Annotated in this window: 19 protein-coding genes and 2 tRNA genes; 11 read left to right on the forward strand and 10 right to left on the reverse strand. The window is 71.7% G+C overall.

The genetic code is table 11. The features are described from left to right. Window positions 1-65: 65 nt before the first annotated feature. Window positions 66-236 carry a DUF6767 domain-containing protein gene (locus tag QQZ14_RS22770; protein ID WP_284536714.1) on the reverse strand — a complete coding sequence of 57 codons (171 nt, stop codon included), beginning with the start codon at window positions 234-236 and terminating at the stop codon, window positions 66-68. Window positions 237-412: 176 nt separating this feature from the next. Between QQZ14_RS22770 and QQZ14_RS22775 the strand changes: the two genes are divergently transcribed. Then, window positions 413-880, forward strand: a complete 468-nt coding sequence (locus QQZ14_RS22775) for a CoA-binding protein (RefSeq protein ID WP_284536715.1) — start codon at window positions 413-415, stop codon at window positions 878-880. Window positions 881-886: 6 nt separating this feature from the next. On the opposite strand, the gene QQZ14_RS22780 is transcribed toward QQZ14_RS22775, so the two are convergent. Together QQZ14_RS22780 and QQZ14_RS22785 are read right to left on the reverse strand one after the other, a co-directional pair. Beyond that, window positions 887-1738: a 3-methyladenine DNA glycosylase gene (locus tag QQZ14_RS22780; protein ID WP_284536716.1), complete on the reverse strand. Its 852-nt coding sequence runs from the start codon at window positions 1736-1738 to the stop codon at window positions 887-889. Between the two features lie 27 nt (window positions 1739-1765). Further along, the gene (locus tag QQZ14_RS22785) at window positions 1766-3199 is read right to left on the reverse strand and encodes an MFS transporter (protein WP_284536717.1); all 1434 of its coding nucleotides are present in this window, start codon (window positions 3197-3199) and stop codon (window positions 1766-1768) included. Between the two features lie 47 nt (window positions 3200-3246). Here QQZ14_RS22785 and soxR point away from each other — a divergent pair, with 47 nt between their 5' ends. Next, window positions 3247-3687, forward strand: coding sequence for a redox-sensitive transcriptional activator SoxR (gene soxR / locus QQZ14_RS22790; protein WP_284536718.1), 441 nt, complete (start codon window positions 3247-3249; stop codon window positions 3685-3687). 23 nt (window positions 3688-3710) lie between these two features. After that, window positions 3711-4445, forward strand: coding sequence for an MBL fold metallo-hydrolase (locus QQZ14_RS22795; RefSeq protein WP_284536719.1), 735 nt, complete (start codon window positions 3711-3713; stop codon window positions 4443-4445). 12 nt (window positions 4446-4457) lie between these two features. Here QQZ14_RS22795 and QQZ14_RS22800 read toward each other — a convergent pair whose 3' ends face one another. Further along, window positions 4458-5087 (reverse strand): hypothetical protein, encoded by a 630-nt coding sequence (locus tag QQZ14_RS22800; RefSeq protein ID WP_284536720.1) that lies wholly within the window; start codon window positions 5085-5087, stop codon window positions 4458-4460. Further along, the gene (locus QQZ14_RS22805) at window positions 5084-5617 is read right to left on the reverse strand and encodes a SigE family RNA polymerase sigma factor (protein ID WP_284536721.1); all 534 of its coding nucleotides are present in this window, start codon (window positions 5615-5617) and stop codon (window positions 5084-5086) included. The genes QQZ14_RS22800 and QQZ14_RS22805 overlap by 4 nt, the downstream gene beginning before the upstream one ends. Before the next feature lie 86 nt (window positions 5618-5703). On the opposite strand from QQZ14_RS22805, the gene QQZ14_RS22810 reads away from it, so the two are divergent. The 8 genes from QQZ14_RS22810 to QQZ14_RS22845 all read left to right on the forward strand — a co-directional run bounded on the left by QQZ14_RS22810 (window position 5704) and on the right by QQZ14_RS22845 (window position 12764). Further along, complete coding sequence (locus tag QQZ14_RS22810; protein WP_284536722.1) at window positions 5704-6471, forward strand: M15 family metallopeptidase; 768 nt, start codon at window positions 5704-5706, stop codon at window positions 6469-6471. A gap of 27 nt (window positions 6472-6498) precedes the next feature. Beyond that, the gene (locus QQZ14_RS22815) at window positions 6499-8883 is read left to right on the forward strand and encodes a penicillin acylase family protein (protein ID WP_284536723.1); all 2385 of its coding nucleotides are present in this window, start codon (window positions 6499-6501) and stop codon (window positions 8881-8883) included. A 26-nt stretch (window positions 8884-8909) separates the two neighbouring features. After that, the gene (locus tag QQZ14_RS22820; RefSeq protein WP_284536724.1) at window positions 8910-9719 is read left to right on the forward strand and encodes a fumarylacetoacetate hydrolase family protein; all 810 of its coding nucleotides are present in this window, start codon (window positions 8910-8912) and stop codon (window positions 9717-9719) included. Further along, the gene (gltX, locus tag QQZ14_RS22825; protein ID WP_284536725.1) at window positions 9716-11179 is read left to right on the forward strand and encodes a glutamate--tRNA ligase; all 1464 of its coding nucleotides are present in this window, start codon (window positions 9716-9718) and stop codon (window positions 11177-11179) included. The genes QQZ14_RS22820 and gltX overlap by 4 nt, the downstream gene beginning before the upstream one ends. A 16-nt stretch (window positions 11180-11195) precedes the next feature. Further along, a complete protein-coding gene (locus QQZ14_RS22830; RefSeq protein WP_284536726.1) occupies window positions 11196-12152 on the forward strand; it encodes a CPBP family intramembrane glutamic endopeptidase in 957 nt (318 codons plus the stop codon). 55 nt (window positions 12153-12207) lie between these two features. Then, window positions 12208-12279 (forward strand) — tRNA-Gln (locus QQZ14_RS22835). A gap of 104 nt (window positions 12280-12383) precedes the next feature. After that, window positions 12384-12459 (forward strand) — tRNA-Glu (locus QQZ14_RS22840). A 161-nt stretch (window positions 12460-12620) separates the two neighbouring features. Beyond that, window positions 12621-12764 (forward strand): Wadjet anti-phage system protein JetD domain-containing protein, encoded by a 144-nt coding sequence (locus tag QQZ14_RS22845; RefSeq protein ID WP_284536727.1) that lies wholly within the window; start codon window positions 12621-12623, stop codon window positions 12762-12764. A 15-nt stretch (window positions 12765-12779) separates the two neighbouring features. On the opposite strand, the gene QQZ14_RS22850 is transcribed toward QQZ14_RS22845, so the two are convergent. From QQZ14_RS22850 to QQZ14_RS22870, 5 genes are read right to left on the reverse strand one after another with little or no spacing between them, the layout of a single operon-like run. Beyond that, on the reverse strand, window positions 12780-13580 hold the full coding sequence (locus tag QQZ14_RS22850) for a siderophore-interacting protein (protein ID WP_284536728.1): 801 nt from the start codon (window positions 13578-13580) through the stop codon (window positions 12780-12782). Between the two features lie 56 nt (window positions 13581-13636). Continuing rightward, the gene (locus QQZ14_RS22855) at window positions 13637-13975 is read right to left on the reverse strand and encodes an ArsR/SmtB family transcription factor (protein ID WP_284536729.1); all 339 of its coding nucleotides are present in this window, start codon (window positions 13973-13975) and stop codon (window positions 13637-13639) included. Between the two features lie 53 nt (window positions 13976-14028). Further along, a complete protein-coding gene (locus tag QQZ14_RS22860; protein ID WP_284536730.1) occupies window positions 14029-14337 on the reverse strand; it encodes a DUF202 domain-containing protein in 309 nt (102 codons plus the stop codon). Next, on the reverse strand, window positions 14337-14711 hold the full coding sequence (locus tag QQZ14_RS22865; protein WP_284536731.1) for a YidH family protein: 375 nt from the start codon (window positions 14709-14711) through the stop codon (window positions 14337-14339). The genes QQZ14_RS22860 and QQZ14_RS22865 overlap by 1 nt, the downstream gene beginning before the upstream one ends. Before the next feature lie 4 nt (window positions 14712-14715). Further along, a complete protein-coding gene (locus tag QQZ14_RS22870; protein WP_284536732.1) occupies window positions 14716-15852 on the reverse strand; it encodes an MBL fold metallo-hydrolase in 1137 nt (378 codons plus the stop codon). Between the last annotated feature and the right edge of the window lie 92 nt (window positions 15853-15944).

A 15944-nucleotide genomic window follows, 5' to 3' on the forward strand; every position in this document is an offset into this window, starting at 1 on the left:
GTCCGCCGCGCGGCCGTGGACCTCCACCTGAGGTGCCGTCCTGGGCGCCTCGGGTGCCGCGTCGGTCAGCCGGCGGGCGCGTGCTCGCGCCAGATCTCGTCGAGCCGGGCCTTGAGGTCCGGGTCGCTGAGCACGAGCGCGACGAGCTGGCAGTCCTCGGGTCCGTGCGCCCCCGGCTGGCACATCCGGCACCAGTCACCTGGCCGGAGCAGGCACTGCGGTTCGGGTGCTCCCATGGCTGCGACGCTACGCCCGACACTTTGGTCTTTCTAGGGCCGAAGGTCACCCCGTGGGACATTCGACTCTGGTCCGCCACGAGGACGACGGCCAGCATCGAGAGCGGAGGCGGGAGAGCCGGCCCGGCCCCGTGCCGACGTGACCCGCCCTGTTCCGGAGGTGTCTCGTGGTCACGATGAAGGATGCGGCGACGGAGTTCCTGTCGCACAAGCGGATCGCCGTCACCGGCGTGTCCCACGCCGCGAAGGGCCATGGCGCGAACGCGGTCTACCAGCGGCTGCGCGACCGTGGATACGAGGTGTTCGCGATCAACCCGAACGCCGAGCGTGCCGAGGGCGACGTGTGCTACCCGGACCTCAAGTCCGTGCCGGGCGGCGTCGAGGCGGTCGTCATCGGCACCCGCCCGTCGATCGCCGAGTCGACCATGCACGAGTGCGTCGACCTCGGCATCAAGCACGTGTGGATGCACCGCGGTCCCGGCGCCGGCAGCGTCTCGGAGAAGGCCGCGGCGTACGGCCGAGAGAACGGCGTGTCCGTGATCCCCGGCGGCTGCCCGTGCATGTTCGACCCCACCGCGGACGGCGGCCACAAGGCGATGCGCTGGATGTTCGGGCTGACCGGGCACGTGCCGAAGCGGGTCTGACCGACCTCAGCCGACCAGCCGCTCGCACTCGGCGACGAGCCTGGCCCGCAGCGGAGCCCCGCGCTCGGCGAAGCCGCGCTGCGCCTCGACGTACTCCGCCTTGCCGGCGGCCGTCTCGACGCGCACCGGCTCGAACGCGCCGTCGTCCAGGCCGGAGAGGTCGTACGGCGCGGCGCGCATGTCGAGCACCCGGATGTCCCACGCCAGCTCGAAGCAGTCGGCCACCAGGTCGGAGCTGATCATCGGCGTGAGCCGGAAGGCGTGCTTGTAGAGGTCCATGCCCGCGTGCAGGCAGGCCGGCTGCTCGTACGCCGGCCGTTCGGCCGCCGTGGGACGCAGCGTGTTCATCGGGGCGGCGGCGGGGGTGAAGAACCGGTAGGCGTCGAAGTGCGAGCACGCGATCCGGTGCGACTCCACGACCGTGTCGGTGCCAGCCGCGCCGAGCCGCAGCGGCCAGGCGGAGTGGCGGGTCTCGTCCTCGGAGAGCCGGTAGACCATCGCCCACTCGTGCATGCCGAAGCAGCCGAAGTTCGCCGGCCGCTCCGCGGTCGCGCGAAGCAGTCGACGCAGCGACTCCAGCAGCGGCCGCTGGGACGCGACGAACTCGTCGGTGACCGTCCCGTCGGCGTACCCCTTGAGCCCGGCGTACTCCGGCGCATCGGCGAGCGCCACGCCGTACCCCGGATGCCAGAGCCGCAGCTGGGCGGGGCGGTGGGAGTAGTAGGTGAACAGGAAGTCGTGGACCGGGTGCCGGACGCCGCTGCGTCGTCGCTGTAGGTGCGGCCCGACATACGGGAGCAGGCGATCACCGTGGGCGGCTGCCTGCTGCTCCCACTCCTTGCGACTCAACCACTCCACGGGTCGAGCCTAGGCGTTCGCGGTGGCTCAGCCGGCGGTGCGGCCTCCCTCGTCGAGTGCGCGCAGTGACGCGCGCGCCGCGACAGTCCCGAGGGCGGCGACCATCCCGAGCCCGAGGAAGAGGTTGCGTGCGGCGTCGGTGGTCGAGGGCAGACCCGCGTTGACGAGGAGACCGCCGAACGCGGCGCCGACCGTCTGTGCGATGAGGCCAACGGTGGGGATCGCCGCGGCCGCCTTGCCGGCCTCGGTCTCGTCTCGGCTGCTGCTCATCGCGGCGACGGTCAGGTGCGGGAACGCGAGACCGATCCCGACGCCCGCGACGACCAGAGCGACACCCCAGCCCGCCACGGTGGAGGAGGAGTCACCGCCGACGACCTGAACGACGCAGGCGGCCAGCAGTCCGGCAGCGACGAGGGCGGCGCCGCCGCTGATCATCGAGCGCCGTGCTTTCACGGAGTCGGTGTGGGCACTGAACAGGCCGGTGAACGCCCAACCGGCGGAGATCGTCGCGCCGAGGAAACCGGCGGCAAGCGGGGGAAGGCCGGCGATGCGTTGGCCGAACATGGGGGTGAACGCCTCGGTCACCACGGCCACGGTCGTGAGCGCGTTGGCGAGGAGGACCCACCGCAGGCTTGAGGAGGAGAGATAGGTCGCCGCTGGGAGGATCCGTGCGTCAGTGCCGCGGTCCCACCGGAGGAACGCGACCAGCAGCACTCCCGAGAGGGCCAGGAGGGTCACCACCGCGCCCCTGCCGTCGACGATGCCGGCGAGGCTGAGCCCAGTCGTGGCGGCCAGCAAGAGCAGCAGCGAACCCGCCGGAAAGGGTTCGACTCGGAGTGCCGAACCGGCGCGAGGCAGGACCCGCGGCACCAACGTCGCCAGCGCGAGCGTCACCACGGCCATGGTGGCGAACGCACCGCGCCACGCGTCCCATTCGGCGAACAGTCCGCCGACGGCGGGGCCGACGAGGGTTCCGATGCCGAACATGGCGGAGATGACCGCGGAGCCGCGACCCCACAGCCGCTCCGGCAACGCGCTGCGCACGAGTGCGAAGGCGAGTCCCGCGAGCAGGCCGCCGCCGAGGCCTTGGAGGGCACGCCCGACCAGCATCGTGGCGATGTTCGGCGCGAGCGCGCAGACCAGCGAGCCCGCGGCGAAGCCGCCCAATCCGACCAGGTAGGCCCGCACGCCCCCGAGCCATGCCAGCACACGGCTCACCAAGGTCGCGGACACCACACTGCACAGCAGGTACGCCGTCGTCACCCAGGCGTAGACGTCCTGCCCGCCGATGTCGGACACGGTCGAGGGGAGCAGGCTCGCTGTCAGATAGATGGTCAGCGCCTGGGTCAGGATGCCGCCGGCCAGCACCGTGACCGAGCCGGCGTACGGGCGCAGCTCGGCCCAGCCTGTGGGGGGCGTGGGCGGCCGGGCGGACAGGTCGGTGTCGGTGTTCGTCGTCATAGCCGTGACGCTAGAATCTCAAGTGAACTTGAGGTCAAGGAGGCTGCGTGGTGGCGCACCCGGACGACGCGCTGTCCGTCGGCGAGGTGTCGCGGCGCACTGGCGTCGCCGCGTCGGCGCTGCACTACTACGAGTCGCTGGGCCTGATCTCGTCGCATCGGTCTCCGGGGAACCAGCGGAGATATGCCCGGCACATGGTGCGACGGATCTCGCTGATCCTGGTCGCCAAGCGGCTGGGCATCCCACTCTCCGACGTCCGGGACGCGTTCGAGCCGCTGCCGCACGACCGGCGACCGACGGCGCACGACTGGCGGCGCGTGTCGACCCGGTGGAAGCGGACGCTCGAGGAGCGCCGATCGCAGATCGAGCGACTCGAGAAGGAGCTCAACGGGTGCATCGGGTGCGGCTGTCTGTCGATGAAGGCCTGTCGACTGTTGAATCCCGAGGACGCGCTGGCCGACTACGGCCCCGGTCCGCAACGGCTCTGAGAGGGATGCGACAGGATCGGGGCATGGACACCCGCACCCAGCCGCCGACCCTGATCCACGTGGGCGGCCCGACCGTCCTGGTCGAGCTCGCCGGAGTCCGCTTCCTCGTGGACCCGACGTTCGACCCGCCCGGCGACTACCCGGTCGGCAGCCGGTCGCTGACCAAGACCCGCCCACCGCGGATGTCGGCCGAGGATCTCGGTCGGATCGACGCGGTCCTGCTCTCGCACGACCAACACCCCGACAACCTCGACACGTCGGGCCGGGCCCTGCTGACCACGGTGCCGCAGGTGCTCACCACCACCGTCGCGGCCGGTCGCCTCGAGGCCCCGGTCCGCGGGCTCGAGCCCTGGAGCGCGACCGAGGTCGGTCCGGTGACCGTGACCGCAGTTCCCGCCCAGCACGGTCCGGACGGGACCGAGCACCTGACGGGCCCGGTGATCGGCTTCGTACTCACCGCGCCGGGAGAGTCGACGGTCTACGTCAGCGGCGACAACGCCTCGCTCGACGTCGTCGCCGAGGTCGCCCGCCGGGTGCCGGCCGTCGACCTTGCGGTGCTGTTCGCGGGTGCGGCCCGCACCCCGCTCGTCGACGGCTTCCTCACGCTGACGGCTCCCCAGGTCGTCGAGGCCGCTCGGCTGCTCGGCGAACCCGAGGTCCTGGTCGTCCACGCCGACAGTTGGGCGCACTTCACGCAGGGCGAGGAGGACGTGCGCGCCGCGTTCGCCCGGAGCGGGCTCGAGCACCTGCTGGTGTGAGCCGAGGCGGCGTCAGCCCATGCCGAGCTGCGCGGTGTCGCCCACGTGCACGCTGGCCAGGAACGCCAGCATCGAGTCCTCGTCCCAGCCCGCGTCGCGCGGGTACTGGATGCGCACCACCCCGGCCGGCTCGTCGCCGCGGGTGCGGGTGGCCATCGTGGTGTAGCCGCCGCCTGAGTCCGACACCCAGAACGTGCGGCCGTCGTGCTCGACCTCCCGACCGTCCGGCGGGTTGGCGTCGAACATGATCACGAGCTTGCCGACGAAGTCGTCGGGGTGGCTGGACGTCGAGCCGTCGTCGGGTGCGATCGTCACCGTCTGCGGCCGCTGGCCCTGCACCGACCACCCGCGTGGTGTGAGGTCGAAGGAGTACGGCGCGGCGTCGAACCGCTCCGCGACGAGCTGGACACCTCCGGGCGAGACCTGGGTCGTCCGCTGGTCGGTGCCGTCCAGCAGGGTCGCGCTGCCGACGCCGAGCACCGAGACGACCGCGAGGCCGGCGAGGCCGACGCGGAACCGTCGCCGGGTGCGCGCGCGGGCCGCGCCCTGGGCGCGGGCGAGGTCGTCGCCGGGGTCGGGCACCGGCCGGCCGGTCTCGGCGACCAGCCCGAGCGCGTCCTTGAGGTCGTGGGTCGGGGTCATGGGGATACCTCCAGCAACAGGTGGTCTGCCGCGCCGAGCACGGCGCGCAGGTGGGCGAGGGCCCGGGCGTTCTGCGACTTCACAGTGCCGGGCGAGCAGCCGAGCACCCGGGCGGTCTCGGCGACGTCGAGGTCGTGCCAGTGCCGCAGCACCACGACGGCACGCTGGCGCGGGCCGAGCGAGGTGAGCGCCGCGAGCACGACCGCCCGGACGTCGGGATCCGCACCCGGTACGACGGGCTCGGTCACCAGCTCGCCCGCGGGGTCGGCCGAGGTGGTCTCCCGCCGCCGGTGCGCACGACGGGTCTCGTCGATGAACACGTGGGTGAGGCTGCGACGGGCGTAGGCCAGCGGGCTGTCGGCCCGGCGTACCCGTGCCCAGGAGAGGTAGAGACGGGTCAGCGTCGTCTGCACCAGATCCTCGGCCATCGCGTCGTCGCCGGCGCACAGCAGCGTCGCCGTCCGCATCAGGTCGCGGCGGTGGTCGCGGGTGAACGCGACGAACTCGGTGGTGCGATCAGCGGTGCGCACATGGGCCTCCCTTCACCCACCTGACGGGTGTCGGCCCACCAACGGTTGCATGCAACCGCCGGGGAGGCCGCACCGGTCAACCGAGCGTGGGGAACACCAAGCTCGCTGCGGCGGCCGTCGCGACCGTCGGTGCCGTCGTCGGCGCCGGTCTGCTCGTCCAGAGCCTGTCCGACGGTGCCGCACTGCCGACGCCACCGCCGGACCCTCCGGCGGCCGGATCCGCCGGCCGCGGCCACCACCGCTGCCCGCCCGACGACGGGGGGTTCGACACGGGCGCGCACTCGACCACCGACCCCGGCAGCATCTGGGTGGTCGTGAACAAGACCCACCCCGTCGACCCCTCGGACTTCCGGCCCGAGATCGCGCTGGTGCGCGGCTACCAGGTCGCGACCGCGGCCGCCGAGCCGCTCGAGCAGCTCCTCGCGGCGGCCGACCGCGAGGGCCTCGGGTTCAAGATCGCCAGCGCGTTCCGGTCCTACGACTACCAGCTCGCCGTCCATGCGGCGCACGTCGCGGAACGCGGGCAGGCCGAGGCGGACCGGGTCTCGGCCCGGGCCGGCTACAGCGAGCACCAGACCGGGCTCGCGGTCGACCTGGTGACGCCCGCCGACCCGGGGTGCGACTTCGACGAGTGCTTCGCGGACACGCCCGGCGGGCGGTGGCTTGCGGCCGAGGCGTGGCGCTACGGGTTCATCGTCCGCTACCAGGCAGGCGGCACCGACGTCACGGGCTATGCCCCCGAGCCCTGGCACCTGCGCTTCGTGGGCACCGAGCTGGCCGCCGAGCTGCACCGCACCGGGGTGACGACGCTGGAGGAGTTCTTCGGGGTGCCGGGAGGTGATTACCTGTCGTAGGGCCCCGTCGCGCACTAGGTTGCGCAGGTGCATCTTCCGTATGTCCGGCGTCACACCCGCGGACACCTCCTCCTCGCGACCCTGCTCCTGCTCCCGGTGGCCGTGGCAGCCGTGCCCGCGGACGCGGCGCCTCCGCCGCGGGCGGCGGCGCCGGCGCGGACCACGCCGTACGACGTCACGATCAAGATCACCGAGCACGGCATCCCGCACGTCCGCTCGGCCACATTCCCGGGCGTGGCGTACGGCGCCGGCTGGATCACCACCGCCGAGGCGACCTGCACCCTGATGGACACGCTGGTCACCGCGCGCGGGCAGCGGTCCCTGCACTACGGCTCGGACGCGACGTACCGGGACAACGTCGGCGGCTCCGCGACGAACCTCGAGTGGGACACGCTCGTCACCGACCTCCACGACCGCCGCGTCGTGGAGAAGCTCCTCGCCGACCCGGTCGCCGGGCCGAGCGCCCGGGCCAAGGCGATGGTCGTCGCCGAGACCGCCGGCATCAACGACTGGCTGCGCGACCACGAGGTCACCGACCCCGCCTGCGCGGACGAGGAGTGGATCAGGCCCGACGTCACCACCACCGACGTCTGGTACGCGTTCTACCTCGCGCAGCTGATCTCCTCGACGAGCCGGCTGCTGCCGCAGATCACCAGCGCCACGCCGCCCGCCGCCGGGGCGAGGCCCGCGCCGCGGCCGACCCGCGCCGAGGTCCGAGAGGCCCTCGAGCAGGATGACGCGTTCGGGTCGAACGCGACGGCCGTCGGCGGCGCCGACACCTCCACGCGCCGCGGGATGATCCTCGGCAACCCGCACTTCCCGTGGCTGGGCCGCTACCGCTTCACCCAGCTGCACCTGACCGTGCCGGGCAAGATGAACGTCGCAGGCGGGGCACTGACCGGCTTCCCGGCCGTCAACATCGGGTTCAACAAGGACGTGGCGTGGAGCCACACGGTCTCGACCGGCTACCGGTTCACGCCGTACCAGTACACGACCGCCGGCACGCCGACCAGCTATCGCACCGCCGGCGGGCAGACCGCCGAGCTCGAGCGCCGCGACGTGCAGGTCGACGTCGGCACCGACACCGGCGTCGAGACCGTGACCCGCACGCTCTGGCGCACGCCCGAGGGCTACGTGCTGAACGCACCCAGCCTGTTCATGGGCTGGACCAACGACAGCTTCTGGGCCTTCCGCGACGCCAACGTCGAGCACCTGCGCACGTTCGACACGTTCCTGTCGATGGACATGGCCAGCTCGGTGGGCAACCTGCTGCGCCGCCAGGACCGGGGCGGCGGCATGCCGTGGGTGAACACCATCGCCGCCGACCGCACGGGCGACGTCCTGTACGCCGACCACGCGGTCACCCCGAACGTCACCGACCAGCTCGCGGACCGGTGCATGACCGGCGCGGGCCGGCTGATCTTCGGCATCGCCGGCCTCCCGGGCCTCGACGGCACCCGGGCGGGCACCACCTGCGCATGGGGCACCGACAAGGACGCCCAGCGGCCCGGGATCCTCGGCCCCTCGCACCTTCCCGAGGTGGTCCGCCGCGACTGGGTGATGAACGCCAACGACTCCTACTGGATGCCGAACGACCGGGTGCGGCTCACCGGCTACCCGCGCATCATCGGCTGCGAGTCCTGCGAGCGCACGATGCGCACGAAGGTCGTGATGGCCTACGTCCGCGACCGGCTGAAGGTGGGCAAGGAGAACCCGGCGACGCTGGCCTCGCACGAGCACGCCAACCGCGTGTATGCGGCCGAGGTCGCCCGTGCCGGTGGCCGGCTCGACCAGGTCTGCGCCGCGACCGGCCTCGCGGAGGCCTGCCGGGTCCTGCACGACTGGGACGGCCACTCCGACGCGACCTCGTCGGCCGGGGCGGCGATCTTCCAGGAGTTCGTCGCGCTCGCGGACCAGCGCGACGTGCGCCTCTGGGAGGTGCCGTTCTCGGCCGCGCAGCCGCTGACCACGCCGCGCACGCTGTCCACCTCGCAGCCGGTCGTCGACGCGATGGCCGCCGCCATCGCACGCGTCACCGACCGCGACCCCGACCTGACCGCCACCTACGGCGAGCTGCACCGCTCGGGCGACCGCGGCTCCGCCGGCTGGCCACTCGGTGGCGGCCTCGGCGATCTCTCCGGAGACGCCAACGCGGTCAGCAGCACGCTCGGCGACCCCGTGCTCGACCCGGTCACCCGCGGGTCGTCGTACATCCAGGCGATCGCGTTCCGCGGGACCGAGGAGGTGGTGGCCCGCACGATCCTCACCTACAGCCAGTACGAGGACCCGGCGTCACCCTGGTCGGACGACCAGACGCGGATGTTCTCGCAGGAGCGGTGGGTCCGCTTCCCGTGGACGGCCGCCCAGATCAAGGAGCAGCTGGTGACGACGCTTCACCTCACCGGGGACTGAGCCGAGTCGCTGGGTAGGCTCGCCTGGTGCGCATCGCTAGGTTCACCACGGGAGAGGACCCGCTGTACGGCGTGGTCACGGGCGAGGTCGACGAGTACGGACAGCCTGATCCCGACAGCGTGATCGTCGCGCTCGCCGGCGACCCGCTGTACGTCGGCGTCAAGCTGCTCGAGCAGGAGCACCGGCTCGAGGACGTGCGGCTGCTCGCACCCGTGCTGCCGCGCAGCAAGGTCGTCGGGATCGGCCGCAACTACGCCGCCCACGCCGCGGAGATGGGCAGCGACGTCCCGACCGAGCCGCTGATGTTCCTCAAGCCGAACACCAGCGTGGTCGGCCCGGGGGACCCGATCTTCTACCCGCCGCAGACCCAGAACCTCCACTACGAGGGCGAGCTCGCGGTCGTGATCGGCCGGATCTGCCGCGACGTACCCCCCGAGCAGGCGACGGACGTCATCCACGGCTACACGATCGCCAACGACGTCACCGCCCGTGACCTGCAGAAGAGCGACGTGCAGTTCACCCGCGCCAAGGGCTTCGACTCCTTCTGCCCGCTCGGGCCGTGGATCGAGACCGACCTCGACCCGCACGACTTCGCCGTGGGCCGGCAGCTGCAGACCCACCTCAACGGCGAGCTCATGCAGGACGGCTCGACGAGTGATCTGATCTTCGACATCCCCACGCTGGTCGCCTATGTCTCCAGCGTGATGACGCTGCTCCCCGGCGACGTCATCCTCACCGGCACCCCCGAGGGTGTCGGACCCATGAACGTCGGCGACGAGGTCGAGGTCTCGATCGCCGGCATCGGCACCCTCACGAACAAGGTGGCATCCAGGTGACCAACGTCCGCGTCCGCTTCTGCCCGTCCCCGACGGGCTCGCCGCACGTCGGCTTCGCCCGCACGGCGCTCTACAACTGGGCGTTCGCGCGTCACCACAAGGGCACGTTCGTGTTCCGCGTCGAGGACACCGACCGTGAGCGCAGCACCCGGGAGTCCTACGACGCCATGATCGGCGCGATGCGCTGGCTGGGCCTCGACTGGGACGAGGGCCCCGAGGTCGGCGGCCCGCACGGGCCCTACCTCCAGTCCGAGCGCGGCGACATCTACCGCGACGTGCTCGCCCGGCTCGCGGAGTCGAAGTACACCTACGAGTGCTACTGCACCACCGACGAGGTCGACGCGCGGCGCAAGGCCTCCGGCTCCAAGGTGATGGGGTACGACGGCTTCTGCCGCGACCTGACCGACGAGCAGGTCGCGGCGTTCCGCACGCTCGGCCGCGAGCCCGTCGTCCGGTTCCGGATGCCCGACGGCTCGATCACCTGGCACGACCTGGTCCGCGGCGACATCACGTTCGAGACCCAGTTCGTGCCCGACTTCGCGCTCGCCCGTGCCAACGGCGACCCGCTCTACACGCTGGTCAACCCGGTCGACGACGCGCTGATGGAGATCACCCACGTGCTCCGCGGCGAGGACCTGCTCTCCAGCACGCCCCGCCAGATCCCGCTGCACGCGGCACTGGTCGAGCTCGGCATCGGCAAGGTGATGCCGGAGTTCGGCCACCTGCCGTTCGTGATGGGGGAGGGCAACAAGAAGCTCTCCAAGCGCGACCCCGAGTCCCACCTGTTCCTCTACCGCGACCAGGGCTTCCTGCCCGAGGGCCTGCTCAACTACCTCGCGCTGCTCGGCTGGGCGATCGCGGCGGACCGCGACGTGTTCGACCTCGAGGAGATGGTCGAGGCCTTCGACATCAAGGACGTCAACCCCAACCCGGCGCGCTTCGACCTCAAGAAGGCCGAGGCGATCAACGCCGCGCACATGCGGATGCTCTCGCTCGACGAGATCACCGAGCGGGTGCTGCCGTTCCTCAAGGACGCGGGCGTGCTGTCCGACCCGGTCAACGCCGCGGACACCCAGCTGCTCGAGCTCGCGATGCCGCTCGTGGCCGAGCGCATCAACAAGCTCACCGAGTCGGTGGACATGCTCGGCTTCCTGTTCGTCGACGAGGACGCGTTCACCCGCGACGAGGCCGACGTGGAGAAGCTGCTGAACGACGACGGCCGCGCCGTCGTACGCCGCTCGCTCGACGCGCTGGAGCACCTCGGCGAGTGGTCGGCCGGCGCGATCCAGGCGGCCCTCCAGGCCGAGCTGGTCGAGGGGATGGGACTCAAGCCGCGCAACGCGTTCGGCCCGGTCCGGGTCGCCGTGACCGGTCGTCGGGTCTCCCCGCCGCTGTTCGAGTCGATGGAGCTGCTGGGCCGCGAGCGATCGCTGCAGCGGCTGCAGAGCGCCCTTGCCTGAGGTTGGGGGACCGACGGTGCCGGACGTGCCCGGCCGGCCCTACCACCTGATCCACCGCGGGGGGTGGCGCGGCTCCTGGCGGCCGATCGTGGGCGTGCTGAGCCTGGGACTGGCGTTCCTGGTCGTGATCCCGGTGCTGGTCCAGCTGCCGTTCGCGCTGGGGCTGGCGCTCGCCGGCCGTGATGTCGTCGACGGCATCGACCGGCTGCTCGACCTCGACGACCCGACCCCGCTCGGGCTGGCGTACCTCAACGTGGTGCTGGCCTGCGCGATCCCGGCGGTGTGGCTGATCTCCCGGGTGCTGCACGGGTTGCGGCCCGGGTGGCTCGCGTCGGTACGGCCCCGGATGCGCTGGGGCTGGTTCCTCACCTGTTTCGGGTTGTCGATGATCGCGCTGGTGGCGACGCTCCTCGTGTCGGTGGTGGTGCCGTCCCAGGGCGAGGGGACCGAGGTCAGCGGTCAGCTCAACGACTTCACCTCGACGACCCGCGACTTCCTGCTCGTCGTGCTGCTGCTCACGCCGCTGCAGGCCGCGGGGGAGGAGTACATGTTCCGCGGCTACCTCACCCAGGCGTTCGGCGGGCTGTTCGGCCGCGCCTGGGCCGCCGTCCTCTTCCCGGCGCTGCTGTTCGCCCTCGCGCACGGCGCCCAGAGCGCGCCTGTGTTCTTCGACCGCTTCGCGTTCGGGCTCGTCGCGGGCCTGCTGGTGGTCCTGACCGGGGGCCTCGAGGCGGGCATCGCGATGCACGTGCTCAACAACTGGCTCGCCTTCGGCCTGGCGCTCGCGTACGGCGACATGGCGTCCACGCTGAACCCCACCGGCGACAGCTGGTGGTCGATCCCGGTGACGCTCACCCAGTCGCTCGTCTACCTCGCGCTGGTGCTGCTCGTGGCGCGGCGTATCGGCCTGCGCACGACCACCGAGACCCCTGCAGGGGCAGGCGAATTGGTCGCTCCGAGAGGTCGCGTGTAGTCTTCTCCACCGTGCCCAACCGCCTCGGCGGGACGGCATAAGACTGGTAAGTCAGTGGGATATGGTGTAATTGGCAGCACGACTGATTCTGGTTCAGTTAGTCTAGGTTCGAGTCCTAGTATCCCAGCGAGATCGCGGCCCGGAGTTCGCCACGGAGCCGCGATTTTGAGCGAGTAGCCCGGGTCCGATAAGGTCTCTCGGGTTGCTCGCAGAGCGACAACTGAAACACTTGCCCCGTTCGTCTAGCGGCCCAGGACGCTGGCCTCTCACGCCGGAAGCACGGGTTCGAATCCCGTACGGGGTACCACCGACGAAGGCCCGGTCGCCAGACCGGGCCTTCGTCGTCTTCGCGGTGTGCTGGCACGCCACCCTGCGCGGCAAGGCGGTAGCACCGATTCGGCATCTCGGCCCGAACCACGTGCGGGCACATTGCGGCAGCCTGTCTGAAGCCTGCCGACGAGGGCGAGGTTGACACGGCTGTCGGCGCAGGAGGTCGACCTCTACGACGACCTGGTCACCGACCGCCTCGGCGACCGGGTGCGGCTCGAGCAGGAGCGCATCGACTGGGCATGGGCCGAGGCGCGGATCAAGACGGCGGCGGCGGACCTGTAGCCCCCAGCACTGCCGTCAGGCGACGTCGGCCTCCATGGCGGCGACGTACTCGCGCTTGACCTCACGCCACACCTCGTCGGACATCGATCGCCGCCAGTACGGCGAACAGGACATGTCGGAGCGCGACAGTCCGCGGTCCGCGAGCAGGTGCCGCCGGAGGGCGCGGACCTCGTCCGCCTCGCCGTGGACGAACGCGTGCACCCGCCCGGCGGGGAACGCGAGGTCATGCACGCTGGCCGGCAGCAGGTCGGCGTCGCTGTCGGCGCCGGTGCGGTGCAGCCACACCCGGTCGACGGACGCTGGGGAGGGGAGCGACAGCTCGTGGGCGGGGCCGTCGCACACGAGACGCACGACGGCGACCGCGCCGCTCGGAAGCGCCTCGAGCGACGCGGCGATCGCCGGGACGGCCGACTCGTCGCCGAGCATCAGGTGCCAGTCCGCGGCGGGGTCGGGGCGGTACCCGCCGCTCGGTCCCTGGAGGACCAGCACGTCGCCGGGCCGCGCGGATGCGGCCCACGGGCCGGCGACGCCCGCGTCGCCGTGGACCACGAAGTCGAGCGTCAGCTCCCCGGCCGCCGGGTCCCAGCGGCGCACGGTGTACCGGCGCCGGACCGGCCAGAGCTCGCGGGGGTGCTCGTCGCGCACCCGGGCCGGGTCGAAGGCGCCGCCGTACGGCGCGTCCGGCGGCGCGAACGCCAGGTTGACGTAGGCGTCGGTGGCATCGGGTATCGAGAACCCCGCGAGACCGGGGCCGCCCAGCACCACCCGCACCAGCCCGGGCGTCAGCCGCTCGGTCCTCATGACCTGCCCGTGCATCCCTGCTCCTCGCGTCGTTGGTTAGGTGAGCCTAACCCAGAGCGGAAGGGCGGAGATCAGCCGCCGACCTCGCTCCCGAGGACGCGGCCGCGCTCGGCCAGGTCCTCGGCCAGGAACTCGCGCAGCAGGTCGACCGCCTGCAGGACCTTCTGCCCCCGCAGGCTGTAGAGCACGCTCGTGCCCACCCGCCGGGTGGACACGACCCCGCGCTCGCGCAGGATCGCCAGGTGCTGGCTGACGTTCGACTGGCTCAGGTCGAGCGCCTCGCACAGGTCGCCCACGCTGAGCTCCTGCTCGCGCAGCTCGTTGATGATCAGCAGCCGCTTGGGGTCGGCGATCGCCTTGCAGATCCGTGCGTGCAGCTCGTGCAGCTCGGCCGCTACCTGCCTGTCCACGCGTCCTCCGACCTCGGCGCCGTCCACACTGCGTCGTCGTCACGATTGTAGGTTCAACCCACCTGGCCCAGGACCACGGCGACCGACGCGAGCGAGAGCAGGACGGTGGCGGTGGAGAGGGCGCGCACCGCGCCGCGTCCCATCGGGCTGTTCTCCCGCTCGTCGCGGTGCCGTTCGTGGTGGACCTCCACGAGGACCAGGGTGACCAGCGCGACCAGCATGCCGACGACTCCCGGGATCGAGGCGCCGAGGCGCCCGTCCGCGTGGTGCAGGAGCATCGCAGAGACACCGCCGAGGCCGAGCACGGTGCGCTGCCAGGCCATCACCGTGCGCTCCGGCTGCAGGCCGCGGTCGTCGCTCATCACTCCACCAGGTCGACGATCGTGACCACGACGGCGACCGCAGCGGTCATCGTCAGTGCTGCGGCGACGAGCCTGGGGATGGGCGAGTGCGGCAGCCGCTCCCCGAGGCGCATGGCCCGCTCGTTGCGCTCCCAGTGCGCGTAGGAGACCCCGGCCAGCAGGCCGCCGAGCAGGATGAGGAGCACGCCGAGCACGTGCCGGACCAGGTCGAGGCCGGTGACGAACTGCACGACGGCCACGCCCGCGGCCATCATGGCCAGCGCGGTGCGCACCCAGGCGAGGAACGTGCGCTCGTTGGCCAGCGTGAACCGGTAGTCGGGCGCCTCGCCGACCTCGTGGAGGGGCGTGCGGCCCGGGCCTCGTGGAGCCAGCATCAGGTCACGCCAGCGAGGTCGACGCGGCGCACTGGTTGCGCCCGACGTCGAGGATGTCGATCTCGTCCTCGGGCGGCTCGAGCCGGCCGGAGTTGACGAGCCGGATGAGGTCGTAGCTCTCCGGCGCCGCCGGGAGCGAGGTGACGATCTCCTCCACGAACCTCTCCATCGCCCGCTCGTTGAGCAGGGTCGCGGTGAACACGTCGTCGAGCGTCGTGACGACGAGGCCGTCCCCGTTGATCTCCTCCGAGGTGGACCAGTGGGCCGGGGCGATGATCGTCCGGGGGTCGAGCGGGCGCAGTCGTTCGTGGACGCTGCGGAACAGGTCGCGGGCCAGCTCCTCCGCCTGGCCGGTGAGGTCCGGCCGGCCGAGCCCGCGCACGAACACGGTGTCGCCGACCAGCAGCACCGCCTCGCTGACGAGCAGGGCGATCGTGCCCGGGGTGTGACCCGGCAGGTGCATGCTCATCACCCGCACCTGGGCGGAGCCGAGGTCGAGCACGTCGCCGTCCTTGAGCGGCCGGTTGGGGAAGGGGACGATGCCTCCGCAGTCCTCGGGCGGCAGGTGGTACTCCACCCCCAGGTCGGCGGCCAGCGCCGGCCCGCCGCTGATGTGGTCGGCATGCACGTGGGTGTCGACGACGTGGCTCACGACCATCCCGTGCTCGGCGGCCAGGTCGAGGTAGGGCTGCGGCTGCCGGGTGGGGTCGATGACGATGCACTGCTCGCCGGGCACGCCGACGACGTACGACAGGCAGGCCTTGGCCGGGCGCTGGAACTGCCAGACCCGCACCGGCGCCGGCACGCCGCTGATCTCGAACGGCACCAGCAGCCGGTTCCAGGCGTCGGTCCCGCCCTCGAGGGACCGCACGGTGCGGCCCAGCTGCTCGAACTCCTCGGCGACCAGCTCCGAGCCGTTGCCCTGGCCGCAGATCACCACGGCGTCGTCGAGGGTGCGTGCGCACTCGTCCTCGAGATCCTCGAAGACCCGGTACACGGGCACGTTGCGGGTCGGTACGGGACGTGAGCCCTCGACCTGGCCGGCCTCGAACTCGTCGATGTTGCGGACGTCGAGGATCTCGGTGATCCGTCCCTCGGCGATCTCCTGGAACAGCTGAAGCGGTGTCACGGTCTGGGCCACGGCCCCTCCTCGAATTGGACTTAGGCAAGGCTCTTGTTATATGCGCAAATGCGAATGTAGTGTCCGAGATCACACATGGCAACGCCTGTCTC

The sequence above is a fragment of the Nocardioides sp. T2.26MG-1 genome (genome assembly GCF_950101795.1).
Classification (GTDB): domain Bacteria; phylum Actinomycetota; class Actinomycetes; order Propionibacteriales; family Nocardioidaceae; genus Nocardioides.